The 25196-nt window shown below is 61.7% G+C and carries 24 protein-coding genes, 1 tRNA gene and 1 pseudogene; 16 read left to right on the forward strand and 10 right to left on the reverse strand.

Annotation, left to right across the window (positions count from 1 at the left end; translation table 11 throughout):
• The first annotated feature begins 9 nt into the window (after positions 1 to 9).
• From QEZ49_RS01240 to hisG, 4 genes are all read left to right on the forward strand, one after another.
• A complete protein-coding gene (locus QEZ49_RS01240) occupies positions 10 to 2139 on the forward strand; it encodes an alpha/beta hydrolase (RefSeq protein ID WP_280383445.1) in 2130 nt (709 codons plus the stop codon).
• Positions 2140 to 2386: 247 nt separating this feature from the next.
• Positions 2387 to 2854 carry a hypothetical protein gene (locus QEZ49_RS01245; protein WP_280383447.1) on the forward strand — a complete coding sequence of 156 codons (468 nt, stop codon included), beginning with the start codon at positions 2387 to 2389 and terminating at the stop codon, positions 2852 to 2854.
• A gap of 254 nt (positions 2855 to 3108) precedes the next feature.
• Positions 3109 to 4287, forward strand: coding sequence for an ATP phosphoribosyltransferase regulatory subunit (locus QEZ49_RS01250; protein ID WP_280383449.1), 1179 nt, complete (start codon positions 3109 to 3111; stop codon positions 4285 to 4287).
• On the forward strand, positions 4284 to 4994 hold the full coding sequence (gene hisG / locus QEZ49_RS01255; RefSeq protein WP_280383450.1) for an ATP phosphoribosyltransferase: 711 nt from the start codon (positions 4284 to 4286) through the stop codon (positions 4992 to 4994). Before QEZ49_RS01250 ends, hisG begins: the two co-directional genes overlap by 4 nt.
• A gap of 164 nt (positions 4995 to 5158) precedes the next feature.
• On the opposite strand, the gene QEZ49_RS01260 is transcribed toward hisG, so the two are convergent.
• The 4 genes and pseudogenes from QEZ49_RS01260 to QEZ49_RS01275 all read right to left on the reverse strand — a co-directional run bounded on the left by QEZ49_RS01260 (position 5159) and on the right by QEZ49_RS01275 (position 9231).
• A complete protein-coding gene (locus QEZ49_RS01260) occupies positions 5159 to 6208 on the reverse strand; it encodes an HlyD family efflux transporter periplasmic adaptor subunit (protein WP_280383452.1) in 1050 nt (349 codons plus the stop codon).
• A 253-nt stretch (positions 6209 to 6461) separates the two neighbouring features.
• Positions 6462 to 7163, reverse strand: a pseudogene (locus tag QEZ49_RS01265) (ABC transporter ATP-binding protein); the annotation flags it as partial.
• Entirely contained in the window at positions 7160 to 8287 is a 1128-nt protein-coding gene (locus QEZ49_RS01270; RefSeq protein WP_280383686.1) for an ABC transporter permease, read from the reverse strand. The pseudogene QEZ49_RS01265 and the gene QEZ49_RS01270, both read right to left, overlap by 4 nt.
• A 230-nt stretch (positions 8288 to 8517) precedes the next feature.
• Complete coding sequence (locus QEZ49_RS01275; protein WP_280383454.1) at positions 8518 to 9231, reverse strand: hypothetical protein; 714 nt, start codon at positions 9229 to 9231, stop codon at positions 8518 to 8520.
• A gap of 380 nt (positions 9232 to 9611) precedes the next feature.
• Between QEZ49_RS01275 and QEZ49_RS01280 the strand changes: the two genes are divergently transcribed.
• From QEZ49_RS01280 to bfr, 3 genes are all read left to right on the forward strand, one after another.
• On the forward strand, positions 9612 to 10106 hold the full coding sequence (locus QEZ49_RS01280) for an Rrf2 family transcriptional regulator (RefSeq protein WP_280383456.1): 495 nt from the start codon (positions 9612 to 9614) through the stop codon (positions 10104 to 10106).
• 183 nt (positions 10107 to 10289) lie between these two features.
• Positions 10290 to 10616, forward strand: coding sequence for a hypothetical protein (locus QEZ49_RS01285; protein WP_280383459.1), 327 nt, complete (start codon positions 10290 to 10292; stop codon positions 10614 to 10616).
• A gap of 147 nt (positions 10617 to 10763) precedes the next feature.
• Positions 10764 to 11261 carry a bacterioferritin gene (gene bfr, locus QEZ49_RS01290; protein ID WP_280383461.1) on the forward strand — a complete coding sequence of 166 codons (498 nt, stop codon included), beginning with the start codon at positions 10764 to 10766 and terminating at the stop codon, positions 11259 to 11261.
• Between the two features lie 385 nt (positions 11262 to 11646).
• Here bfr and QEZ49_RS01295 read toward each other — a convergent pair whose 3' ends face one another.
• Positions 11647 to 13008, reverse strand: a complete 1362-nt coding sequence (locus QEZ49_RS01295; RefSeq protein ID WP_280383463.1) for an MFS transporter — start codon at positions 13006 to 13008, stop codon at positions 11647 to 11649.
• Between the two features lie 129 nt (positions 13009 to 13137).
• Between QEZ49_RS01295 and glpK the strand changes: the two genes are divergently transcribed.
• The gene (glpK, locus tag QEZ49_RS01300) at positions 13138 to 14640 is read left to right on the forward strand and encodes a glycerol kinase GlpK (RefSeq protein ID WP_280383464.1); all 1503 of its coding nucleotides are present in this window, start codon (positions 13138 to 13140) and stop codon (positions 14638 to 14640) included.
• Between the two features lie 5 nt (positions 14641 to 14645).
• Entirely contained in the window at positions 14646 to 14846 is a 201-nt protein-coding gene (locus QEZ49_RS01305) for a DUF2905 domain-containing protein (RefSeq protein ID WP_280383466.1), read from the forward strand.
• Between the two features lie 27 nt (positions 14847 to 14873).
• Here the strand turns inward: QEZ49_RS01305 and QEZ49_RS01310 are convergent, their stop codons facing one another.
• Entirely contained in the window at positions 14874 to 15635 is a 762-nt protein-coding gene (locus tag QEZ49_RS01310; RefSeq protein ID WP_280383468.1) for a cyclase family protein, read from the reverse strand.
• 112 nt (positions 15636 to 15747) lie between these two features.
• Complete coding sequence (locus tag QEZ49_RS01315; protein WP_280383470.1) at positions 15748 to 16740, reverse strand: fumarylacetoacetate hydrolase family protein; 993 nt, start codon at positions 16738 to 16740, stop codon at positions 15748 to 15750.
• Positions 16741 to 16922: 182 nt separating this feature from the next.
• On the opposite strand from QEZ49_RS01315, the gene QEZ49_RS01320 reads away from it, so the two are divergent.
• On the forward strand, positions 16923 to 17213 hold the full coding sequence (locus QEZ49_RS01320; protein ID WP_280383472.1) for a GlsB/YeaQ/YmgE family stress response membrane protein: 291 nt from the start codon (positions 16923 to 16925) through the stop codon (positions 17211 to 17213).
• A gap of 217 nt (positions 17214 to 17430) precedes the next feature.
• Here QEZ49_RS01320 and QEZ49_RS01325 read toward each other — a convergent pair whose 3' ends face one another.
• Positions 17431 to 18135, reverse strand: coding sequence for a response regulator transcription factor CtrA (locus QEZ49_RS01325; RefSeq protein WP_280383473.1), 705 nt, complete (start codon positions 18133 to 18135; stop codon positions 17431 to 17433).
• A gap of 651 nt (positions 18136 to 18786) precedes the next feature.
• On the opposite strand from QEZ49_RS01325, the gene QEZ49_RS01330 reads away from it, so the two are divergent.
• Together QEZ49_RS01330 and QEZ49_RS01335 are read left to right on the forward strand one after the other, a co-directional pair.
• Positions 18787 to 19164: a flagellar export protein FliJ gene (locus QEZ49_RS01330; RefSeq protein WP_280383475.1), complete on the forward strand. Its 378-nt coding sequence runs from the start codon at positions 18787 to 18789 to the stop codon at positions 19162 to 19164.
• A gap of 552 nt (positions 19165 to 19716) precedes the next feature.
• Positions 19717 to 20088 (forward strand): hypothetical protein, encoded by a 372-nt coding sequence (locus tag QEZ49_RS01335; protein ID WP_280383477.1) that lies wholly within the window; start codon positions 19717 to 19719, stop codon positions 20086 to 20088.
• Positions 20089 to 20163: 75 nt separating this feature from the next.
• Here the strand turns inward: QEZ49_RS01335 and QEZ49_RS01340 are convergent, their stop codons facing one another.
• Positions 20164 to 20442: a DUF1153 domain-containing protein gene (locus tag QEZ49_RS01340; RefSeq protein ID WP_068465360.1), complete on the reverse strand. Its 279-nt coding sequence runs from the start codon at positions 20440 to 20442 to the stop codon at positions 20164 to 20166.
• 276 nt (positions 20443 to 20718) lie between these two features.
• On the opposite strand from QEZ49_RS01340, the gene mnmA reads away from it, so the two are divergent.
• The 4 genes from mnmA (at position 20719) to QEZ49_RS01360 (ending at position 24260) form a co-directional block, all read left to right on the forward strand.
• A complete protein-coding gene (gene mnmA / locus QEZ49_RS01345; protein ID WP_280383479.1) occupies positions 20719 to 21951 on the forward strand; it encodes a tRNA 2-thiouridine(34) synthase MnmA in 1233 nt (410 codons plus the stop codon).
• Between the two features lie 44 nt (positions 21952 to 21995).
• Positions 21996 to 22727, forward strand: a complete 732-nt coding sequence (locus QEZ49_RS01350) for a class I SAM-dependent methyltransferase (RefSeq protein ID WP_280383481.1) — start codon at positions 21996 to 21998, stop codon at positions 22725 to 22727.
• A gap of 97 nt (positions 22728 to 22824) precedes the next feature.
• A tRNA-Met gene (locus tag QEZ49_RS01355) sits at positions 22825 to 22901 on the forward strand.
• A 324-nt stretch (positions 22902 to 23225) separates the two neighbouring features.
• Positions 23226 to 24260, forward strand: coding sequence for a hypothetical protein (locus QEZ49_RS01360; RefSeq protein ID WP_280383483.1), 1035 nt, complete (start codon positions 23226 to 23228; stop codon positions 24258 to 24260).
• Between the two features lie 31 nt (positions 24261 to 24291).
• Here QEZ49_RS01360 and rfbD read toward each other — a convergent pair whose 3' ends face one another.
• On the reverse strand, positions 24292 to 25191 hold the full coding sequence (gene rfbD / locus QEZ49_RS01365; protein ID WP_280383485.1) for a dTDP-4-dehydrorhamnose reductase: 900 nt from the start codon (positions 25189 to 25191) through the stop codon (positions 24292 to 24294).
• Positions 25192 to 25196: the final 5 nt, after the last annotated feature.

Below are 25196 nucleotides of genomic sequence, written 5' to 3' on the forward strand. Positions count from 1 at the left end.
AATTTTTCCGTGTCCGCCCGCCAAATGATTGCTGCAACACGTATTTTTCTATTCCTTGCAACGCTTTGTGCGCTGGCCCCGAATACGGCATCGGCGGCAGAGCGCTGGCCACCGTGGCAGAGCTACACCGAGGCGGTCGAGGCCGCGCACCAGAAGGCGCAGCAGGCCCAAAGGCGCCGGGCGGCTGCTTCTCAGAACACGCTCACAAGTCTCAACGCCCGCATCGAACAACTCAAATCCGCGAAGAAATACTCGCAGGCTGTGCCGCTGGCGCGCCGGGCGCTGGTGCTGACGCGGCAGAAGCATGCCAACGGCATTGAAACCGCGGCGGCGCTGGAAACGCTCGCGGGCCTCTATGAATTGCTGAACAAGCCAGCCCAGGTCGCGCCGCTGCTCAAGCAGGCGCTGGATATTCGCCAGCAGGCACCCGGCCAGCCCGATGTTGCCGCAACGCGTGAGCGACTGGCAGCGGTTTATGACAAGCAGGGCAAGTCGGCCGAGGCGCAGCGGCTCCGTGGCGACGCCGTGGCCGAGCCACCGCCGGAAGCGAGGCCTGCTCCGGGCGTAGCGGAGGAGCCCTCTGCAACCGATCAGGAAACGGCCGCCAAGGTCGATGACGAGGCGGGTGCTGAAGCCGCCGCTGCTGCCCGCAAGGCAGAAGAAGACGCAGCCCGGGCGCGCGCGGCTGAACTTATGCGGCGCCAGATGGCTCAGCGCTACGAGCCCTCGCCCAGCGTCAGGGGCAGGGTCGGCAGTGGCGGATCTCCCGCGCCATCATTTTCAGGCCGGCAAGGCATTGAACAAAAAAGACAATATGCGCGCCCGCCGATGCCGGCCGCGCCACCGCCGGCCGCTGTCGTGCCACCGCCTCCTGCGCCGCCGGTTGATATCGCTTCGCCGCCTCCGCCGTCCGGCGGGTCCAGCCGCGATGGGTCCGAGCAGGACTTCAGTGTTCTTGATGAGCTGGACCGCGATCCGCCTTCGGCTGGCGCCGCCCCGCCGCCTGCCGCAGCCCCGGCCCCACCGCCACCGGCCGCCAGCGCTCCGGATGATCCCGCTGGCGGATCAGGCCCGCCGCCCGCCGCTGCGCCGGCACCCGTGCCGGACCCCGACTGGCAGATCGTGCCGGTTTACTGGGGCACCGATCGTGCCGTGCAGCCGAATGCCGAGCGCCTTGCGTTCGGTTCTGATCGCGCCCGCCGTCTCGAAACGGGCTTGGCGGAAGTCACCGTGCCGAAGGTGCACGAGGTGCCGAACGTAGAGCGGCCGTGGGTGGTGAAGATCCCCTATTTCGACGTGACGCTTTACGCCGAGAAGGAAGATCCCAAGAAACACTTCACGCTGAAATCCATCAAGGCCATGACGCGCGAGGAGCTGCTGGCGCAGATCAAGGCCCGGCTCGCCGCCTCGAAGGATTACAAGGATCAGGCGCTTGTGTTCGTGCACGGCTACAACACGTCGTTCGACAACGCGCTCTATCGCACAGCGCAGATCGCCTACGATCTCGATTTCGACGGTGCGCCGTTCCTGTACAGCTGGCCGTCCGGCGGTGCTGTCGCCAGCTACACCTACGACCGCGAAAGCGCGCAGGCATCCGTGCCCTATCTGCGCGAGTTCCTCGACATGGTGGTGAAGGAAACCGGCGCCAAGCAGGTCAGCGTCATCGCCCATTCGATGGGCAATCAGCCGGTGATGGATGTGCTGCGCGAGATGCGCAACGCCACGCCTGAAGGCGTTGTTATCAGTCAGGTGATCCTGGCCGCGCCGGATGTCGATGCCGACACGTTTTCCAACCTCGCCCGCTCCATCAATGGGCTGGCGAAAAACGTCACGCTCTATGTCGCCGCCAACGACCGCGCATTGACGGTCTCGCGCAACTTCTGGGGCAGCTATCGCGCCGGCGATGTGCCACCGCAGGGGCCGCTTATTCTGCCGGGAATCGACACCATCGACGTGACGGCGGCATCGACCGACACCTTCGCTATCAATCACTCCGGCTATGCCTCGAATAACCGGCTGCTGGATGATATCGGCGAGTTGCTGCGTACCGGCCTGCGGCCGCCGGAAATGCGTCCGTTGAAGTTCGGCAAGATCACCACGAACGCAGGCGACTACTGGCGCTATGTGCCCGCGCCGTAGATACGGCGTCGGCTTTTTGACGGCACGTCGCGCTGTAGCGCCAACAACACTTTATTTACCACACCTCGGCAAAACTCCGCTTCTGGGCGTTTCGACGTCCCAAAGGTTCAGAGGTGAGGTCGGTGAAAGTCACCGGCCCGGCGTCGCGGTGTGGTTCATGCGTTGGCAGCGGCTTGCAGTCGGGAAAAATCCGTCGTCTTTCGCGGTCTTTGATCGCGTCTCGCGGCCGTTAGTGCTGGCTTGCGGTGTGTCAATCGCCGCAATGGCGCTCGCGCTCGTGATGTTCCCGCGCAGCGCCGACGCTGAAAGCGCCGAGTTGATCGAGGATGGCGTCGCCAGCCGTGTTTCGGAGCGGCCGGAGATGGGGATGCCTGCCACCAATCCGCGAGTGCGCGGCTTTGTGCAGTCCCATCCGCAGGATTTCGTGACGGTTTGCGTTGCTGGCTGCAACGGCGAGCCGAAGATCGTACAGATGTTGCCCAAGCCCCATGAGGCGCGTGCTGGCTCAATGCGCACCACTTCCGGCGGCTCCGGGTCAGGAAATTGGGACGGCCCCGATGATGTTGTTGCCTGCATGGCAGGCTGCGGCGGTGGTCGTCCCGGTGAGATCGTCCAGCGGCTGCCGGATCTGCCGCCAGAGCATCGTGCGCCCGCTCGCCGCAAAAAGGCAGGCGAGAGCTGGGAGCAGGAGCTGATGGACATCCTCCCTGACTGAGCGCTGCCGGTGCGCTTCGCCCTGAGGCCGCCACTTCCCTGATTTGAGCGCCGCCCCGCCGCGATTGGATTTATCCCGTTGCGCAATGGGCTATTGCCCATCCGGCCCCTGTCGTTCAAAAGACCGCCAGCGCGCGTCCTATCGGAAAAGTGGGCACCGGATTTTCGGTGGGAAGCACGTTCAGATAAATGACCAGCCGTTCGATTGCTTCGGCAGCGGAACGGCTACAGGTTTGAGGCGCAGGGCACACGGGAATGGCTGGAGCGCAGCCGGCAAACTTCGAGGCGCTTGAGGCGCAAGCGCGCACGCTGCTGGCGATCTTCATCGCCTCCGGCTACGAGGCCGTTGCGCCCGATATCATCCAGCCCGCTGGCGTGTTTCTCGATGTCGTGGGCGAGACCCTGCGCGGCCGCACCTATGTGTTCACCGATCTCAACGGCGAAGAGATGTGCCTGCGGCCGGATCTGACCGTGCCCACGTGCCGGCTATACCTCGCGCGCCACCCGCAAGCCGATCGCGAGGCGTTTTACAGCTACAACGGGCCGGCGTTCCGCTTTCAGCCAGTTGGTGCCAACGCCTCGCATCCGCGCGAATTCCGCCAGGCGGGCATTGAGGCGTTCGGCGGCGAGGACGCGTGCGAAGCGGATGCGCGGACGCTGGTGCTGATCCTGCGCGCGTTGCAGCAGGCTGGCCTCTCCAAATGGCGGCTGCAGACGGGCGATGTCGGCCTGTTCGATGCGCTGCTCGATGATGCGAACATGCCTGAGCGCTGGCGTCGTCGCCTGCGCGATCACTTCTGGCGCCCGGATGCGCTGCACGCTGAACTGAAGCGCCTTTCTACCGAGCCTGCACGTTCCGCCGCTGCGTTCCCGCGTTCGCTGATCGACGCTCTCGATCCTGAAGATCCGGCTGGCGCGGAGAACCTTGTTGCGGCGTATCTGGATGAACAGGGCATCGAGCTGATCGGCGCGCGCACCGCCGCTGAAATCGCCGAAGGTCTGCTGGGCATTGCCGCCGATGCAAAGGCTCCGCCGCTGAAGCCTGAAACCGCGGCGCTGATCGAAAGTTATGTCGGCACGCATCTGCCTGCTGCGGAGGTTGCGCCCGCACTGCGCCGCTTCGCCGGATCGGCCGGAGCAGGTTTTGCCCGCGCCATCGACGCTTACGAGCGCCGTCTCAAGCTGCTCGCTGATAGCGGCGTCGATGTCGCCAGTATGGAATTTTCCGCCGAGTTCGGCCGCAACGTAGGCTATTACACCGGCTTCGTATTCGAGGTGATTGCTGAGACGCTGGGCGCGGAAAGTCCGGTCGCGGGCGGTGGCCGATATGACAGCCTGCTGAAAGCCGTTGGCGCGCCGCGCAATGTTTCTGCCGTCGGCGCCGCCATTCACACCGAGCGTCTGCTGGCCGTTGTCCGTGGAGCGAAGGCATGAGCACGCATCTGACTTTTGCTGTGCCCTCCAAGGGCCGCCTGATGGAGCAGACGGCGGAGTTTCTCGCCGCATCCGGCGTGACGCTGCGCAAGGTTGGCCCGGAGCGCGGTTATCGCGGCGAGATCGAAGGCTTCGGCAATATCGACGTTGCGTTTATATCGGCATCCGAGATTGTTGGCGCGCTGAACAGCGGCCGCGCGCATATCGGCGTTACCGGTGAAGACCTCGTGCGTGAGAATATCGTCAACGTCGATGAGCGCGTTGAGCTGGTGAAGCCGCTCGGCTTCGGCCATGCCGATGTTGTGGTTGCGGTGCCTGCGTGCTGGATCGACGTCAACGAGGTTGCCGATCTTGAAGCCGCTGCCGCCGTGTTCCGTCGCGAGCATGGCCGCCTGTTCCGCGTGGCGACGAAGTATATCAACATCACGCGGCGTTTTCTGTCGAGGCACGGTCTGGCCGACTACCGCATCGTTGAAAGCCTTGGCGCCACGGAGGGCACGCCCGCTGCTGGTACGGCGGATCTCATCGTCGACATCACGTCCACGGGTGCAACGCTGGTCGCCAACGGTTTGCGCGTATTGAACGACGGCGTGATCCTGAAGTCCGAGGCCAATCTGGTGCTGTCGAAGGTGGCGGACTGGTCAGACGCGGCGAAAGCTGCGGGCAATGACTTGTTCACGCGATTGGGTCTGCCGAACCGCGTTTAACGGTGCTGGCTGCCGCAACGGCAACGGCGCCATCCGCCATTCCATCCCAAGCGATATCCGGCCTCGGGCTGCGATACGATCACGCCCGCGCAACTATGCAGACGCGCGCGCCTGTCGATTGCGCTGAAAAGCGTCGGCGCTCGATCGAACAGTGCGGGTTCGGATTACTGCGCCGCAGCTTGCTCCGTCGGACGGATGAATGCTTCAACGCGCATGCCGGGCAGCAACGGCACCTTGCCTTCGAGGTTGATGGTCATTTCCAGCACCTCGATGTCGGAAGGGCGGCGTGGACCGCGCGGAGAAACACGCGGCGTTGCCATTGTGGGCGAAAGCTCTGCGACAGTGCCTTCGAAATTGTGGCCCGGATAATTGATCGAGCGCACGAATGCCTTCTGCCCCACCTTCACCTTGGCCACGTCGCCGTCATCAAGCTCGGCCTTCACGCGCACCACCGACATGTCGCCGACAACCGCCAGCGGCTGCTCGGGCGAGGGCGCAACGATTTCACCGATCTTGGCGCGCAGCTGCAGCACGGTGCCTGCACGCGGCGTACGGATGCGCGTCTTGTCCAGCAGCGTAGCAGCCAGCGCAACCTCGGCGCGGGCGGCGGTCAGTGCGGATTCAGCCTCGTTGGGTGCGGGCAGTTTGTCCTTCGCCTGAGCCGCTGCGTAGGCCTTGCGCTGACGCTCCACATGGTAGAGCGCGCGATTGAGACGGCTGCGGGCCTTCGCCAGTTCATCAATGCCGATTTCGCCGCGACGCTTGCCAGCCAACGCCTCATCAAGCGCAAAGCGCGCGCCGATCGCTTCACGCTCGGCCGAATACATTTCATCTTCGCCCGAGGTGACATCCTCGCGGCCCGGCGTTGCGGTTTGCGCATCGCGGCGGCGGCGGCTCAGGCCCTCCTGCGCTTCGGTCGCCGCCAGCCTTGCGCGTGCTTCGTCGTCATCAAGGCGGATGAGCAGCTCGCCCTCTTCGACGACGTCATTCACCGATACCGTCACGTCATAGACCTGACCGAGAATTGCCGCGCCGATGCGCACCTCGCCCGAGCCCGGTTCCACGCGCCCTGGCGCTGCCGCCACCCATTCAGGTGTCGGCGCAGTCGAAACATGGGTGCGGCCGTTATCGAAAAAGGGATTGTCGACCTCTGCGAGCACATAGCCAAGCACAGCTAGCGCAATCAGCAGGGCAGCCGCGAGAGCCTTAAACATGGTGCTTCACCTTTTTGCGGCGGCGGCCCGTCGCGCGGTTTGCGTTATTTGGTTTTGTGTTGCCGTTGGTCGGGGCCGGCTTGGCTTGCCCGTTGGCTGCAGGCTTCGCGGTTGTGGCGCTAGTATTAGCAGCGGGCGAGGCGCCGTTACCGGCCTTGCTTTCGCTGGTGCCATTGCCGTTGTCACCGTTGAGGTTAAGGTGACCGGTGCTCACGTGCACCTGCGTGGTGCCGCCACCGTTGTCACTCTTGTTGGGGCGCTCATCGCTTTCAATGCGGCCGTCATCAATGAGAATAATGCGATCGGCGTAGGGCAGTGTGCGATGGTCGTGCGTTACGGCCAGCACGGCGCGGCTGGTGTCCTTCGCAACCTCGGACAGCAGCGCCATCACAGTGCGACCATTCTCGGCATCGAGCGCTGCGGTCGGCTCGTCGGCCAGGATGACCGATGGCGAACCGGCAAGTGCGCGGGCAATGGCAACGCGCTGCTTCTCACCGCCGGAAAGCTTGGCCGGATAGGCGTGGGCGCGATGGGTGAGGCCGACAGCGTCCAGCGCGCGCATCGCATCGGCGTTGGGATCGGGCACAGCCTTCGAGCGTACATCCAGCGCCAGCATCACGTTCTCGCGCGCGGTCATGGTCGGAAACAGATTGTAGCTCTGGAATACGAAGCCGACGTGGTTGCGGCGGATGTCGGCGAGGCGCTCAGCATCGGCGCCCAGTGTCGATTGTCCCGCAACAGTCAGCTCACCGTCCGTCGGCGAAAGGATGCAGCCAAGAATAGAAAGCAACGTCGTCTTGCCGGAGCCGGAAGGGCCCATCAGCAACGTCAGCTCGCCGGAGTAAAGCTTCAGATCGATGCCCTTTAGCGGCATCACCTGGCCAGCACCGGTTCCGAACACCTTGGTGATGCCAGACGCTTCTAGCAGCACCTTGCGGGCGGGATTGACGGTCATCGGCTGAAAACTCCTGCGGGATCGATGCGTGTAACTTTGAAGATCGCCGAGACGGCGGCGATCGCGCACATGCCGATGGTGAGTGCAAAGAGCAATAGCGCGAGGCCGGGGGTCATGACGATATAGAGCGTGGAATCCTTCGATGCCCAGATGACGAGCAGCGAAAGCGCCATGCCAATGCTGTAGCCAATCAGGGCGCTCAGCATGGCTTGGAAAAGAATGACCTTATGGATGTAGCCCGCCGAGGCGCCCAGGGCGCGCAACGTGGCGAACTCATTAAGGTGGTCTTTGGTGCTGGAGTAGAGCGTCTGCGCCACGATGACAACGCCGACGATCATGCCGAGTGCTGCGCCTGCAATCAGCGCTGAACCGGCCCCCGTCTGGAACAGCCAGTATTGAACGCTGCGATTGCGGAACTCCGGCTGCGTCAGGATTTCGCGATCCGGCAGCCGCTCCTGCAGGCTGGCGCGCACATCCTCCAGATTGGCTCCGGGGGTCAGCCGCACCAGCGTATATGTTGCCTGGTTCGGCCCGGCATCCAGCAGCATGCGTGCCTGCTTCAGCGACGTGAACACATACGGCAGCGTCGTGAATGAGCGGATGCCGTGCGAGACGGCAGCAATGCGTACGCGCACACCGTTTATCTCCGCGGTGTCGCCGTTCTGCTCGATGCCCAGATCCTTGAAGTAGGTGTCGTCGACGGCAACGGTGAACGGCGCGGCCAGTTCATCCATGTTGCCTTCAACCAGGTTCCATGGCTTCAGGCTGCCGTCGCGATGGTCGGAGCCCACCAGCAGCACAGCCGTGGTGCCGCCCTTCGGTTTGCGCCAGGCGGAAAAGCCGACGACCAGTTCCTCCGCCGAGGCAATGCCGTGAGTCGATAGCGCTGAATACTTTTCGTGGCCGATCAGCAGCGACGGATCATCGAAGCTCTTTGTTCCGAGCGGCACCACCCACAGATCGCCATCGGAGGCGTCGAGCATGGCCGCGATCATCCGTTCAGAGCCGATATACAGTCCGCATTGCACGGCAACCAGCACGACGGAAAAAATGATGCCTGTGAGCGTGACGATCAGGCTGAGCCGATCATGAAACAGATTGCGATATGCAAGTTTGCCCGCCATCTTGACGGACTTCGGCTTCAACCCGGTTGCCGGTGAAGGACTCGGCGATTTTGTATCGGCCATTGCCGGCATCTAAGTGGATCCCCTCGCCACCCGTATCAGGTTGGCGAACGTAATGACGGTCGCTATCGCCGTCTGACGGCAGCAGTTGCATCGCTGTAAGCTGGTCAGCGCCGCAATGCACTGGCCAGCCTGCAGAGTGCCGCTCGCAGAGCCGTGCTGGTCTACCCTCATTCGCACGCCACTGTGAGGGTGAGGCCAACTGACGGAAAGAACTTCTTGCAATCATGTTTGTCGGCGGCTGCAGAAGCGGCCGCGTTGGCCGCCTGTGTATCAGCCGAGGCCGTGTCTGTCGCTATGGACGTCGTGGTAGCAGCCGATATGGGGGGCGATTCTGGCGCCGATTGGGCTTCAGCCACGGCAGTTACGTTATTTGTTAGGGATACCTGCTGCGGTTGATTTGTCGCATCCGGATTGATCGCATCCGATTTTGTCGCCCCTAACGAAGCCGTGTTGATCAGCGCGTCGGTATTCAGCGCCACACGCGGGCTGGCCTCAGTAGACTGAACTTCAGGGGTGGGTGAGGCCATAGCCGCTGCTGCGTCCGCAGTCCCTGCCGCGACAGTCGCCGCTGCAACATTGGTTGCTGCATCTTGCGCCTTAACTACAGTATCTCGGGCAGCCGTCCTGATGGGCTTTTTCGACGGCGTCACTTTGGCCTTTGCCACCTGCTTGCCGCCCTTCGCCTGCCGATGGACATGGCGCTTCTTGGCGGGCCGCTCATAATGTCGGGAGGCGCCGTAGCCGGGACCGTGGGCGGTAAAGGATGGCAGCGGTCCGCCAAAGCCCAATGTCACCCGCATGCCGGCTTCGGCCGCATGGGAAAAGGCAGCAAATAACAGGGTCGTCAGCAGCGCAAAAAGGGCTTTGGGCAGGGCTTGCATGCGGCTCTCCAATATTGTGCGACGGATATTTCAACCGAAGCTGTGGTCCGAAGGCATCTTTGGAGCAGGGTGCGGGCCGGGGCTGTTCCGCCGGTTACAGGCCATCGACATGGCGGTGCAAAATAGAATTGCTCTAAATAACTCAGTCTGTTGGTGGCTTCCGGCTGCGGTCCGAAGGGCTCAGATTGACGCCCAGACGTGGCCTGCTGGCTGTGGCTAATCTTTCCGATCGCCGTACACAAATATGTTCAACATCTTTTCGTGCTTGAGTATTTTCTCTGCGGAGGCCAGCATGTCGCTGTTATTATGCCTCGGAGATTACCAATATCGCCGGGTCATTGTATCCAAACCTATTCGACAGGTACGAGACTGTAGAACGCATGCGACTCAACAAATCCACGAGCCACGCCGTCCGCATCCTGGTTGATTGCGCCAAGGCAGAAGGTCGTCTCATCAAGGTGGCCGACATTGCCAGCCGTCTGGACATCACCCAGCAAAATGCGTTCAAAATCGTGCATTTGCTGTCGAAGGCCGGGTTCCTGGTCTCCGCCCGCGGCCGCCATGGCGGCGTGAAGCTGGCGCGTCCGGCGGTCAAGATCAGCATTGGCGAGGTTGTGCGCGCCATTGAGGGTATGGGCAGCGAGCGTGAGGAGGTCGGCGAGGCCGATCTGCACCGCATCGTTGACAACGCGCTGGATGCTTTCGTGGCCGTTCTCGACCAGCACACGCTTGAGGATATGGTCCACGGAACCCATAGCCCGGTTGGCGGTGAGCCCGGTGGACGTACGGGCAAAGGCTCTGCCGCCCGTGGCGCCACGGCGGCTACTCGCACGCGGCGCACCCAGCAGTCGGCGCCGTCGCGGCTTCTCGGCTGATTTTCCGCAGCTTGCGCGGGGCGGCTGAACCGTCCCGCCGTGCGTTAATCCTGCGTCGTAAGTTCGCTTGACATACGCTTCCCGCCCTTCAAATGTGGAATGGGAGTTTCCATATTTAAGGCACGCGCAGCCCTAATAATAATGCGCGCGAGGAAACGTGAGATGATTGTCTGTTCCTGCACGGTGATCACCGATCTCGACATCGAGAACGCGCTCGTCGAGATCCTGAACGCGCCGGATGCACCTATTCCCACACCGGGTATCGTATTTCGCCATCTGTCGAAGCGGATGAACTGCTGCGGCTGCGCGCCGTTGGCTGTCGATACGATCTATAACAAGGTCGATGAGCTTGAAAAGAAAGGGCTAATTTCGCCCACGCTCAGCGCCACCACCCGCAGCAAGCTGCTTGCCTTCACCGCCCGTCGTGCCAAGGCCAGCCCGGTTGCGCACATCGAACCCCTCGACTTTGTTGTTAGCGATTCCAAAGATTTGGTTCGTAAAATCGCCTGAGAGCGTTTTTAGACTGGAATCTTTCTAATTTACCAACCAGTATCTGCCCGCGGCCCTTTCGGGGCCTGCGTCTGAGTTGCGTCGCGGTCAGCCCGCATCCACTCAGCCATCCGATCACTACGCTGTAAGGCACGGAGAGGGGCAGCCATGAAGGGCAATAAGGAAGTTATCGACGCGTTGAATTTCGCGCTGAAGCTGGAGCTTGGCGCGGTCAGTCAATATTGGCTGCATTACCGTCGCCTCGACGATTGGGGATACACCAAGCTCGCCAAGAAGGAGCGCGAGGAATCGATTGAAGAGATGCGTCACGCGGACAAGCTGATCACGCGCATTCTCTTCCTCGAAGGTTTCCCGAAGATGCAGGAAATCGCGCCGCTGATGATCGGCGAGAACCTGAAAGAAGTTCTGGAGTGCGATCTGAAGGGTGAGTACATCGCCCAGGAATTCTATGCCAAGGCGCGCGAGCTGTGCCGTCAGCATCGGGACTATGTCTCGATGGACATCTTCGATGAGCTGCTGGCCGACGAAGAAGGTCACATCGACTTCATCGAAACGCAGCTCGACCTGATGAAGAACATCGGCGTTCAGAACTACGGCATGCTGCAGGCGGATTCCTCCGACAAGGTTGAAGGCAACGCCGAGTAATCGGCTGGGCCTTCCCGGTCAGCCAGCAATCAGCCAGCCAGTTACCGGTTAAAAAGGCCCGCGGGATGCATCCCGCGGGCCTTTTGCATTTTCATAACGCGCACGCCTCCCTCAACGTCATCCCGACGCAGGTCGGGAACCACGCCAGCTTCCGGAGGTGCGCTTAGCGTAGTCGGGCAGCGCGCTGCTCTTGCTCGTAATCGCAGCGCGCATTGAACTTGCGCGGCTGCTGGCTTTCTGATCGGTCGGCGCTCGGCGGCCGGCTCTCCGCAGGGGGAGTCGCCGAGCGCAGCAAAACAGCCTCGGTGGCCGGCTTCCCCGGAAAGGTGCGCCAGACAGCGCTGGCGGTTGGCTCCGCGAAGCGGAGTCGCCAGCGCCGAAAAAGCTAGCTGCCGCGGTCATTCTCCAGCGAGCGGAAGTGTCCGCGCCGTTGCAGCCAGACAAGCAGGGCCAGCGCTGGCAGTGCCGTCAGCGATGTCGCGATGAAGAACAACGGCCAGTCCAGCAGCTTGACCATATAGCCGGTGCCGGACGCAAAGAACGTGCGGCCCGTCGATGCCAGCGCGGTTAGCAGCGCATACTGTGTGGCGGTGTGCAGCGGGTTGCGGCACAGCGCTGACAGATACGCGACGAAGATCACCGTTCCGATCGCACCGGCGAAATTCTCGACGACGATTGCGACCGTGAGCGCGCCGGCACTGGGCGTCTGATAGCCCAGCCACACGAACACAAGGTTCGATGCCATCTGCAGGAACGCAGCGATCCACAGCGCGGTGGAAAGCGGCAGCGCGCGGGCAACAGCGCCGCCCGCAAAGCCGCCAGCCAGCAGCGCCGCGAGGCCGACACCCTTTACGATCGCGGCGTAGGTCGCCTTCGAATATCCCAGTGACAATACGAACGGCGCTGTCATCGTGCCCGCAAGCGCATCGCACAGCTTGAACAGGATGACGAACGCCAGCACCGCCAGCGCTGCATCGCTGGTCAGGAAGTCGGCGAACGCGCCTTTCGCCGTCTCGAACAGGCGATAGATCGGGCTGCCTTCCTTGTCCTGCTCCGCCGCCGCGAGATCCCGCGCCGACTGCGGTTCGCGCGCGACGATCGAGCCGAACAGGCCGACCAGCACCAGCAGCGCTGCGCCTGCATAGGCCAGCGGCCAAACGGATGCAGTTGGGATGCCCTGCGTTTCCAACCACGCGCTGAAGCCAATCACGCCCGCGCCGGACGCCAGCATGCCGATGCGGTAGGCGGCGACGTATCCCGCCATGCCCGCCGCCTGCTCGTCCGTTGGCAGCGCCTGCACGCGATAGGCATCGACCACGATATCCTGCGTCGCCGACGCCATCGCCACGATCACCGCGCCAAGGCCGATCATCCACGGCGCTGAAATGGGATCGCGCGTGCCGAGAAAAACAATGGCCGCCATCAGCACCAGCTGCGAAGCGATCAGCCATGCGCGCCGCCGTCCGAAATGGCGCGAAAGAAATGGCACCTGCCAGGCATCGACAACCGGCGCCCACAGGAACTTCAGCGTGTACGGAAGGCCCGCGAGCGACAGCAGGCCGATCGTTCCAAGATCGACGCCGCTGTCGGCCATCCATACACGGAGCGTTTCGCCTGAAAGCGCCAGTGGCAAACCGGATGAAAAGCCCAGCAGCATGATGACGAGCACGCTCGGCCTTAGGTAGACCGTTAGCGCATCGAGGTAAGATCGTCCGGGCTGCGGTTCACTTTGCGTCGGTGCGCTCATGCGGGGCTTCGCTCCGGTGAAGTTGTGCAGGGGTGGGGACGAGGTTGACTACAGGTGCGTGCAGTATCTGTCGATCCATGTCCACAAATAGAGTGACCACGGTGCGGCATTAAAACCGGGAGAGGGTGAATGGCACGCTATGTGCTGGCGATCGATCAGGGGACAACGTCATCGCGGGCGTTATTGGTTGATGCCGACTACCGCATCAGCGGCATTGCTCAGCATGAATTTAAGCAACATTTTCCCAATTCCGGCTGGGTTGAGCATGACCCGGAGGAAATCTGGGCAACGACGTTAGCCGCAGCACGCACGGCAGTCGCGACGGCGGGCGGCGCGCGCAACATTGTCAGCATCGGCATATCCAACCAGCGCGAAACAACCGTTGTGTGGGAACGTGCTACGGGACGCGCGATCTACAACGCGATCGTCTGGCAGGACAGGCGCACCGCGGAGCAATGCGAAGCTTTAAGTGTAGCAGGGCACGGCGAAATCGTCCGCGAACGCACTGGCCTCGTGCTCGATCCATATTTTTCCGCCACCAAGATCGCGTGGATTCTCGATCACGTTGCGGGTGCGCGCCAGCGGGCCGAGAACGGCGAACTCGCGTTCGGCACCATCGACAGTTTCCTGCTCTGGCGGCTTACCGGTGGGCGTCAGCACGCCACCGACATCACCAACGCGTCACGCACCGCTCTGCTCGATATCCGAACCGGTGAATGGTCCGACGAACTGCTTGCTATTTTCAACGTACCGCGTGCGTTGCTGCCGGAGGTGAAAGACAACGCGTGCGATTTCGGCAGTACCGATCCGGAGATCTTTGGCGCGCCGATCCGCATCGGCGGCATGGCGGGCGATCAGCAGGCGGCGACGATTGGGCAGGCATGCTTCATGCCAGGCATGCTCAAATCCACCTATGGCACCGGCTGTTTTGCGGTGCTGAACACGGGGCAAACGTGCATCGCCTCGCGCAATCGTCTGCTCAGCACTGTCGCCTATCAGCTTGATGGCGTGCGCACCTATGCGCTGGAAGGCTCGATCTTCATTGCGGGTGCAGCGGTGCAGTGGCTGCGTGACGGCTTGAAGATCATCGCCCATGCGTCGGACAGCGGACCGATGGCAGCAGCAGCCGATGCCAATCAGGATGTAACGCTCGTGCCCGCCTTCGTTGGTCTTGGCGCGCCCTATTGGGACCCGGACTGTCGCGGCGCTCTGTTCGGGCTTACCCGCAACACTGGCCCAAACGAACTTGCGCGCGCCGCACTGCAATCGGTCTGTCTGCAAACGTATGATCTGCTGCGGGCGATGCGCGGCGATTGCCCGGAGGTGTCCGGTGCGGTGCTGCGCGCTGACGGTGGCATGGCCGCGTGCAACTGGACTATGCAGCGTCTCGCCGACATCCTCGATATTCCGGTGGATCGCCCAACTGCGCTTGAAACAACGGCGCTGGGGGCGGCCTATCTGGCGGGACTGCAAGCGGGCTTTTATCCGGCGCCGGAGGAATTTGCCACACGCTGGGCATTGGATCGCCGCTTCGAGCCGCAGATGGATGCGCCGGAGCGTCAGCGCATCATCGCCCGCTGGCACGATGCGGTGCGGCGCACCTTGTCTAACGACGGCGCGATGCCGATGTGATTGCCATGGGTAAGCTGTTGCTCGTCGTCGGAGTGCTGTTGGTCGGTGTCGGCCTCGTCTGGATGCTGGGCGAGAGAATGGGGCTCGGCCGCCTGCCGGGCGACTTCGTTATCGAGCGCGGCAACACCCGCATTTACATCCCGCTGATGACAGGCCTCATCGTCAGCGCCGTGCTGTCGCTAATTTTCTGGCTGATGAAACCTTAAACTCGTCGCCGCGTTTGTTCGCGTCGTTCAGCGGATGACGGCGACGATGCGCGCGGGCGCCGCTGACGCGCCGACGATCTTCAGCGGAAACACCATCACCTCAAAGCCATGCGGCGGTAGTGCTCCGAGATTGGTGAGCTGCTCCATGTGCCAATACGGCCGCCGCTGGCCGACGCGATGCGCTTCCCAGAACAGCGTGTCATCGTTGGTGGCTTTGGAGCGCGCGATCTGGGCGCGGAACGGCAGATCCCATCCCCACTGGTCGATGCCCATCACCGTCGGGCCGCGATCCAGTAGCCATTCCGTCGCTTCGGCGCTCATGCCGGTGCCGCGCTGCCAGAACTCCTTCGTGCCCATCAGTTTGTCGCGGCCGGTGCGGATCAGCACGATGGTGCGCGCGTCCAATTGTGCGCCGGTTTTCGCCAGCGCCGCTTCAAGGTCGGCAGGCGTAATCGCGTCATCGTCGGCCTTGTGCGTCAGGTCAAGCACCACGCCGGGGCCGATGCATTTTTCCAAAGGCATCTCGTCGATGGTTTGCGCAGGCGCCCCTGCGGACATCGGCCCGTAGTGCCACGGTGCATCGATGTGCGTTGTCGAATGCACACCCATTTTTGTGATCGTGTCATCGGCCCAGCCGGTGAAATCGCGCGGCATAAGCCGCTTCGGCAGGCCCAGCAGGCGCACAAGCAACTTGGCCGCGCTGTGCCGCTTGTGGCGGATCTTCACCTGCATGAAGCGCGGGTCACCGCTGTTGAACTGGATCGGCTTCGACAGATCGATGACCTGCATGGATGATTGACCCTGGAGCGTTCACGATCGCCAAAATAGCGATGTGGCTCCAGCCTCCTGTTGCGACCGATGATTCACGCTTCGAACTGATAGGGCTCGAAGCGATCATGGTCTAAGTTATCTGATTGCTCAGCGTGCCGATGCCGTCGATGGTGAGCGTTACCGTATCGCCGCGCGTCAGCAGTTGTCCCGCTTCGATACCGCTGCCGCCGGGCAGCGTCCCGGTTCCGAACAATTCGCCCGGATGAAGCTGTTCGCCGGCGCTTGCGTGGGCCAGCGCTTCACCCAGAGACCAGCGTGCGTCTCGAGTTGCGCACTCTGTAACCGGCCGGCCGTTGATGGATACGCTGGCGCGCAGTTCACGCCAGCGGGGCAGAATTTCATCGGCGCTTACAACCACGGCGGAAATGGCGCTGGCAAAGTGCTTCGCTTTCTGCGGACCGAAGCCCGATCGCATCTCGGCAAGCTGCACGTCGCGGGCAGAAAAATCGTTCAGCACCACGAAGCCGCCGATGGCAGCTTCTGCCGTTTCCGGTGTCGCGTCGCGCAGAGGATGCGCCAGCACAAAGCCCAGCTCCAGTTCGTAATCCAGCGCGTTGGTGTAGCGCGGTATCGCAATGTCATCGCCATCGGTCGCGATGGTGAGGTGGTTACCCATGTAATAGATCGGCTGGCGATACCACAGCGCGCTTGGGCGCAGCGGTGGGAACGTCCGGCGGGTAACGGCCTCATAGACGGAAGCGATGCGCGCGGCCGCAGGCATGAAGCCCCGGACAAAACCGCGTGCCGCATCGATTGCATGTGCCTCATACAACATAAAATCGCGGAACGAGCGCGGTGTGAAAGGCAGTCCACACGCTGCCGCCGTGTCTGCATTCGCGCTTGGCGCAATGTTGCGCGCTGCTTCTTCGATGCGAGCACGTAGCTCCAGCGGCAGCGCCAGCAATGTGATGGTGTCGTCGTGGGCGCGTTCGATCAGGAGTGCTTGGCGACTGCCATTCGCCAAACCTGAAGCTGCAACAGCATCCGTAATGCTCACCCAGCCTTGTGGCGCTTCCAGCTCAATACGCAATCGGCCGCCGCTCGCTATCCGCCGAAGCTTCATCGGCCCTCTCTGTTCGTCAGGTTTCGTCGCATCCGAGGTCGCGCTTTAGCGGTTTGCTTACGCTGGTTCCAGGGTGAAGAGCACTTAAAGGTTCGGGCAATCGCCATACGCTTGAAAGTAACGCGGGCGCGCTAGCATGGCATCCAGCGTTGCAAAAACCTGTATGTCAGCGAGAAACGGTCATGCTCCTCAACTGGTCTCAAATCATCGTCTGGCTCATCATTGGTCTGCTCGGCGGCACACTTGCCGGCATTGCCGTGCGCTGGCAGCGGGAAGGGTTCGGCTGGTGGACCAATCTCGGCATCGGCCTGATCGGTGCGCTGGTCGGCGGCTTCCTGTTCCGCCTGTTCAACATTCTGCCCGGCCTGGAGACGATCTCGATATCGCTGCGCGACGTGGTCTCGGCGGTGGTCGGATCGATCCTGTTCCTAGGGGCGCTCTGGCTCTACGGGCGCTACGGCAAAACTCCGTGAGCGTGCGTGCGTAGAAAAACATCCGCAGAGTTTTCGGGGATTAATTGGATCGCGGTTGTCACAGCAAATGGTAGGGCAATGAAGTCCCATCTACGGCGCCTGCAATCGTTAAAAATAATTTAAATTTCTATTAATATTTATTAACAGACTATGAACGAAATCGGGGGCCGAAAAGGCCCCCGATAAAGTGGTGCTGACGCGGAACAAAAGGTGGGCATTAAGCGGCCGTTGTAACCGCGCCTTCGTCGCTCGGATCGCGGAGCACATAACCGCGCCCCCAGACCGTTTCGATGTAGTGCTGACCGCCCGTTGCCGCCTGCAGCTTCTTGCGCAGCTTGCAGATGAACACGTCGATGATCTTCAGTTCCGGCTCGTCCATGCCGCCGTAGAGATGGTTCAGGAACATCTCCTTCGTCAGCGTGGTGCCCTTGCGCAGCGAGAGCAGCTCAAGCATCTGATATTCCTTGCCGGTCAGATGCACGCGCTGGCCATTCACATCGACCGTCTTGGTGTCGAGGTTGACCCGCAGATCGCCGGTCTCGATGACCGACTGCGCATGGCCCTTCGAGCGCCGAACAATGGCGTGAATGCGCGCAACCAGCTCATCTTTATGGAATGGCTTGGTCATGTAGTCGTCGGCGCCGAAGCCGAGACCGCGGACCTTGTCCTCAATGCCGGCATGGCCGGAAAGGATGAGGATCGGCGTACCGACTTTGGCGACGCGCAAGGTCTTGAGGACCTCGTAGCCGCTCATGTCCGGAAGGCCGAGATCCAGCAGAATAATGTCGTAGTCGTACAGTTTTCCGAGGTCGACACCTTCTTCACCGAGGTCGGTCGTATAACAGTTGAACTCCTCGGATTGGAGCATCAGTTCGATGCTCTGTGCTGTCGCACTGTCGTCCTCGATCAAAAGAACTCTCATGATCGTTCCTCTTCGTCCGCGCCGCTGCCCCATTAGCCGAAAAGAGCGCCCGCATCTTTTCAAGCTAACCCACTGTTAGGAAATTACCCGCCGAAAGTTAACAAATCCTAATTAAGTCTTTCTCCGCATCCCAACACTCCAACCAACTCTGTTTACCTGCCTGCCAGACGCCGTTTTCCGTGACCTTTTGAAATATGAAAAGTCTGGAAATAGAACAGGGTGCATGGCCGAAATAGTCATGCTGCAGCGCAAGCATTCAGTCGTTGCTGGTGGATGACGGCTTTTGAGTTCGGATCGGTGCCACCTGAGGTTCAGACCTGATTGTAGGTCTTAATAACTAGGATGCACTGAGCGGACCCAACTCCTTACGAATCAAGAGGTAACTTAATTCGTTCTGGCGGCCTAGGTCCGATTGGCCATTTTTTGGCCCCAAAGGGCGTAGTATCGAATAGATTGATGTTCGCGTTGCTTTACCGCAACTTAATGGCCAGATGTCATATTCGGTGTGAAGATTGTGCGCCTTCCCGCTGGCGACACCCCAGGCCTTCAGGCCCAAGGAAATCTGAGCTCAAAGCGGGAGTTTGTAGGTGGGGCTGGCACGCTTCTTGTTAGTGATGCCGCACAGTTCGAATTTGTCCGGGGTATCGAACAATGAAAGCACGTGAATCGGCGCTGAGACTGAAGCGCTTCGCAGCCGACGAAAAAGCGCGGAAGGTTGCCGATCTTGAGCACATGATCCGCGAATTTGACGGCATGGCGAGCGATCTCGACCGTCAGATCAAGGCGGAAGAAGAGCGGACCGGCGTCCGCGATCCGTCCCATTTCAACTATTCGACGTTTGCCAAGTCTGCGAGCCAGCGCCGCGATAACCTCATTGCGTCGGCTGATGGCCTCAAGGCCAAGCTTGAGATCGCGCTTCGTGAGCGTGACGAGGCTCTCGAGCAGGCGGCTCGCGCTGATACAGCCAGCCAGGATCAACTCCGCAATCGCCGCCGGGCGGATCGTTCCGCTGCAACGGCCCTCCGCTGAAGCGATAACGGCCCAAATCTATTGTTTTGAGCAAAGCCGGGTAGCAGCCAAGCGCCCGGCTTTGCTGTTTTTTGGCCGTACCGATCTGGCCCATTTGATCGACGGGCCATCGCGTAGGCTCTATTGGATCGGCAGTTCGCTGGCACCAGGCGCTGTAGCGGCGAGGCAAGTTTCCATGGTTGCCCCCAGCCGGATGTAAGCGCCAAGCTGCTTGGACTTGTGTTCCGGGGCCCCGCCATGCAAACCGGCTCATCCTCGGCGGTGCCGATGCACCGAGTCAGTATTTCGAGATGGCTAAAGGGGCAGATGCGGCGATCAGCACACAAAGTGTCTGAAACAACATTGGGTCGGGCCACGGGTGCAGGCCGGATCGGATTGGTGCTGTCTGCCGTTGGGCTGGTCTTAGTATGCACTGGCTGTACAAGCGCGAACCCGCCGTCGCTGCCGACTATCCCGCCGCTATCAGAAGGTGCCGCCGCGGCCTTGGATTCACAGGGGGCCGCTCCGCCTCCGCCTCAGCAGGCTCAATCGGAGCCGCCGCCACAACCTCAGTTGCATCCCATTTCGATTGAGGGCAGGCCGACGGAAATCTATGAGCGGATCGCCCGCGGCGCCCTGGGATGCTGGTTTGGTCCGTCGGGGGCCTTGAAGGCCAATTATGTTTATCACGCCGACGCCGAGCCGCCGAGCAAGGGTGGCCGCGCGGTGATCGTCGTTCACGAACGCGATCGCAACGCCGACAATCCCAAGGGTTTGCGCGCTTACCGTGTGGTCATAGAAGCTGATAGCAGAACTGGCGGGACGACCGTCGTCACCGAAAACCTGAAGCTTTCGGAATTGCTGGCAGCGGCAATGGACGCCGATGCACGCCGCTGGGGAGCAGGCGCTACCGGCTGCGGCGCTACGGGTGTCGTAGGCTGGTAGGAAGGCGGCAAGGGGTTGTTGGGAAACAGCTTTCCAAAGCGCAGGAGGGCGGCCAGTGCTGGCCGCCCGCGATGTTTAGTCGCGATAGTCCTGAACTTTCGTAGCGCGGAGCCCCGGTAGCCCGTGCTTGTCGATCGATCGCTGCCACGACAGAAACTCGTCGACGGTCAACTTGTATCGATCGCAGGCTTCCTCAATGCTGAGCAGACCGCCGCGAACAGCAGCAACCACCTCAGCCTTGCGGCGGATTACCCAACGTTTCGTGTCTTTGGGCGGTAGATCGGCAATCGTTAGCGGGCTTCCATCCGGCCCGATAACGTAGCGTACCCGCGCTCTCATCTGTTGCTCGGTCATGATACTCATTACACACTCGCTGACCAGCTAAGGGTTATAGCCCAACAGGATTAAGGTCGGGCTAAGTTCTTGAGTAAACGTAACATAAATCAATCGACCCCGCCCCCAGGGGGTTCTGTTAAGGTTTACGCAACGGCTGTCTGCGCCAACAGGAGCCAGCGGCTTCAGCTTGCGTTTCTGGCCGCTCAAGCCGTAAGGTTTGCGCTCCAGGCACTTCGACGGGCCGGGCGCGCGCTCGCCATACTTAAGCGCCAAATCCCAGCAATGAACTAACGAATGGCCGGTGCCCAACACGTGAACGAGAACGTCCCTTCCGGCGCCTTTCGCGCCTCGCCTTCCGGCCCAACGGCCGAAGAGCGCAAACGCGTGGTTGTTGCCATGTCGGGCGGCGTTGATTCGTCCGTCGTTGCTGCGCTTATGCGTGACCAAGGGCATGACGTTATCGGAATAACCCTTCAACTTTACGACCACGGCGCCGCTACCGGCCGAAAAGGTAGCTGTTGCGCCGGTCAGGATATCCACGACGCACGCCGTGTGGCCGATGCGTTGGGCATTCCGCACTACGTTCTAAACTATGAGCGACGTTTCAGCGCGGCGGTGATCGACAGCTTTGCCGAGAGCTATGCAGCGGGTGAGACGCCGATCCCGTGCGTCGCTTGCAATCAGCAGATCAAGTTTCGCGATCTTCTGGAGACCGCCAGGGATCTCGGCGCTGATGCGCTGGCCACCGGTCATTATATCCAGCGCCGCGAGGGACCGAATGGGCCTGAACTGGTGCGGGCTGTCGATGCCGACCGCGACCAGAGCTATTTTCTATTCACGACGACGCAGGAACAGCTTGATTTCCTTTGGTTTCCGCTAGGTGGCCTGCCCAAGGCTGAGGTGCGTGATCTGGCGCGTCGTTACAACCTGACGGTGGCAGAGAAGGCTGACAGTCAGGATATTTGCTTCGTTCCGACCGGGCGTTACACCGGCATTGTTGAGCGTCTGAAGCCGGATGCGGTGAAGCCGGGCGACATCGTGCATGCCGACGGGCGCAAGCTCGGCACCCATTCTGGAATTATCAACTTCACGGTAGGGCAGCGCAAAGGTCTCGGAATCACTGGTCCGGAGCCACTTTATGTCATTCGTTTAGACGCTGAGACAAATGAAGTGGTCGTGGGGCCTCGTGACTGCTTGCGCACGCAAAGTCTTCTCCTTAGAAATGTTAACTGGTTGGGGGATGCCCCGCTGGCAGAGGTGGCGGCTGAAGGTTTGCCAATCTTTGCGCGGGTACGCTCCACCCAGCCGCCGCAAGCTGCCCGTCTGTTTGCTGATGCCGATGGCGCAGTGACAGTTGTGCTTGATGACGGTGAAGACGGTGTCGCGGTAGGGCAGGCGTGCGTATTCTACACGAGTGGCGATGACCTCGGCCGGCTGCTAGGCGGTGGTTTCATCGCAAAGACTGTTGCCAAGCAGGTTGAGGCGGCGCGGGCACCTGAGTTAAGCCGCGCAGGCTTGGATGGATAATCTCATTTGAGAGGCTTGGGTCGCGACGTAAGGAGCGACACCCAATGAAATCAATGTCGCAGACCGATTACCGCCGCCAGCCGGCCATGTTGGAACGCTCGCAGGGCCGCATCGTTGGCATCGGCCGCATCGACGAAAGCGCGGTGTTGGATGCTTATCGCCGCTGGGCGCCGGTTTACGATTACACCTTTGGTGTGGTCGCGAAGCAGGGCCGCCGGCATGCGGTATCGGTGATCAATGAGAGCAGCGGCCGGGTGCTTGAGGTTGGGGTCGGCACAGGGCTTTCGCTGCCGGACTATAAAAAGAATCTGGAAGTAGTCGGCATCGATCTGTCGCCAGAAATGCTTGAGAAGGCCCGCGAGCGCGTTGCCGAGGAAAGCCTCGATCACGTGACCGGCCTGCACGAGATGGACGCTTCGGATCTGAAATTCCCGGACGGTTCGTTCGATACCGTGGTGGCGATGTACGTCATGACCGTTGTGCCGGAGCCAGAGGCTGTGATGCGCGAGCTTTCGCGCGTGACGAAGCCCGGCGGGCAGGTGCTGCTGGTCAACCATTTCAGCCAGACCGAGGGCGTGCGCGGCTGGGTTGAGCGCCGCATGGCCCCGTTTGCCGACAAGATCGGCTGGCGCTCGGTGTTCGATCTTTCTCGAGTGCAAGTTTGTGACGATCTCGAACTGACGGATCGCAAGGCTCTGCGTCCGCTTGGCCTGTTCACGATGCTGCGCTTCGTCAAGAATGACGGCTCGGCCAAGCCTGCCGTGGCAGCGGAATAATCGGTCGATCCGAAGAATTTGGGGCTGGGGCGCAGATTTTATGCGTCCCCGTTCTTGACAGTAGAGCATCTGCGTCCCTATAGACGCGATCTCAAGTGGCGGGATAGCTCAGTTGGTTAGAGCGGCGGAATCATAATCCGTAGGTCCCCGGTTCAAGTCCGGGTTCCGCTACCACTTTTCCCACATATATATCATGGCCTTACGGCTTCTCCCGCTTGTTCGGGCGGTTGAGATGGTGTGCGACCAGGCGCCTCCTGCGAACCACCCGTCGCAAAAAAGCCGGCACAACGGTTCTCGTTTTCCTGCAAGCCTCCCCCGACGCCAAGCGGATACGGTTCCCATTCGTCGGCCATGCGCCGCAAGCCGCGTGATGATCCTCACTTGCGTGTGAATCAGCCATAAAAGCCAAAGCGCGATCGCTTCGACATAGCTGCGGCCTCTTGATGAGCCCTGGCTCCGGCGATCGGCGGTGTGCCGCGCGCACGGATGGGGGACGGCTTGGTTCGAGACGCAATTGCTGCGCCGAAAGCAACGAACGGCAGCGATGGCCGGGACGTCGCCTTTCTTGCCCGACAGGCGTGGCCCTGGCTGCGTCAGACCGATGATGCAGCCGGACGCCACGGCGGCATGTCTGTGCGGCTGCAACTGAGTGACCGTTCGAACTGGCTGGTTGTGTTCGATGATCTGGCGGAGCCGATCGAGACCGACCTGCCGAAAGAGCGTCGCATCCTCTTTGCCCATACGCCGCCCATCGGCCGCAAACACCGCGCCGGCTTCATCAACCAGTTCGGCGTGGTGGCGTCGCCGCAGTCGATCCGAAGCTTTTCGGGGCGCTGGGTGGCGAGCCAGCCAGCCAAGCCGTGGCGCATTGGTGTGCGCGTGGGCGAGGACGGCGCGAACGTGCGGGCCGATCTGTCGGTGCTGCGCGCAATGGCGGTGCCCGAGCCGAAGGCCAAGCGCATGTCGCTGATCAGCAGCCCGATGCCGGACAAGAAACGCGAGCGGGCACGGCAGGCGCTGCTGGCGCAACTGCGGCTGCACTTCGCCGATGACGTCGATATTTTCGGCGACGGCTTCATGCCGTTGCAGGACACCGCCTCCGCGATCCTGCCCTATCGCTATCATCTGGTGCTGGAAGATAGCGAACTCGACCATTGCTGGACCGAGCGATTGGCCGACGCTTACCTTGGCTTCACGCTGCCTCTGTTCGCCGGCTGCAGCAACGTCATCGACTATTTTCCCAAGAAGGCGCTGGTACCGCTACCTTCGCTGGAAGACCGCCCGGCGATCCTGCGTCTGATCACCAACGTGCTGGCCAAGGACCCGTGGGGTGAGCGGCTGGATGCGATACGGGTGGCGCGCGCTGGCATCCTCGACCGCCACAACCTGTTCTCGCTGATCGAGCGCTGGACTGCACCGGCGCGATCGGGCGTCAGCCTTGAAGCTGAGCGGTTGGCGCAGCCGGAAATTGTTCGACCTGCCGTGGAATGCGGTGCGTGGCCGACGCTGCTGCGTCGCATCGGAATGCGATAGAATCGCAGACGCAGAGCGGCCGCTGGGCCGGTCAGTCCTGAAGAATCCGCTCGACGCATTCGCCAACGGCCTGCTGCCACGGCGGCAGACGCAGGCCAAATGTGGCTTCCAGTTTTGAGCAGTCCAGCACCGCGTTGGCAGGGCGCTGGGCCGGTGTTGGATAATCAAGGCTGGCTATCGCTTCAACGTCCGCGCGCGGCCCGCTCAGCGCGGCCGAACGGCGGAAAATCTCTTCAGCGAAGCCGTGCCATGTCGTCGAGCCGGAGTTGGCTGCGTGATACGTGCCCCACATCGCTTGCGCATCAGCGCTGCCGGCTTCTGGAGCTGACACCTGGCGCGCGAGTTCGAGAATGGCGGCGACCAGATGCGGCGCATAACTGGGGCTACCGCGCTGATCGGCAACGACGCGGATATGCTCGCGCTTCGTTGCCTGCGCGAGCATCGATTTGACGAAGTTGCGCCCGCCGGGGCTGAACACCCATGAGGTGCGCAGAATGATGTGATGCGGGTTTGCCGCGCGCACCGCTTCTTCGCCTTCCAGCTTCGAATGGCCGAACACGGTTGCGGGATTGGTTGCGTCGTCTTCAGCGTAGGGTGACGCTTTGTTGCCATCGAACACGTAGTCGGTGGACATGTGGATGATGGGGATGCCGCGCCGCGCGGCCGCTTCAGCCAGCATGCGCGCGCCGTCGCGATTGAGCGCATAGGCGCGCTCGACTTCCGTTTCAGCGGCATCGACGGCGGTGTAGGCGGCGGAGTTGATGATGACCGTTGGCGAGATGCCGGACAGCGCGCGTTCAATGGAACGGGCTTCGCAGATGTCCAGCGCGGCGCGCCCAACCGCACAGGCGCTGACGTCAGGGCATGCCGGGGCCATTTCAACGAGAGCGCGCGCTACCTGACCTTGCCATCCGGCGATCAACAGGCGCATGCGAA

Source organism: Hyphomicrobium sp. D-2 (assembly GCF_029872155.1).
Classification (GTDB): domain Bacteria; phylum Pseudomonadota; class Alphaproteobacteria; order Rhizobiales; family Hyphomicrobiaceae; genus Hyphomicrobium_A.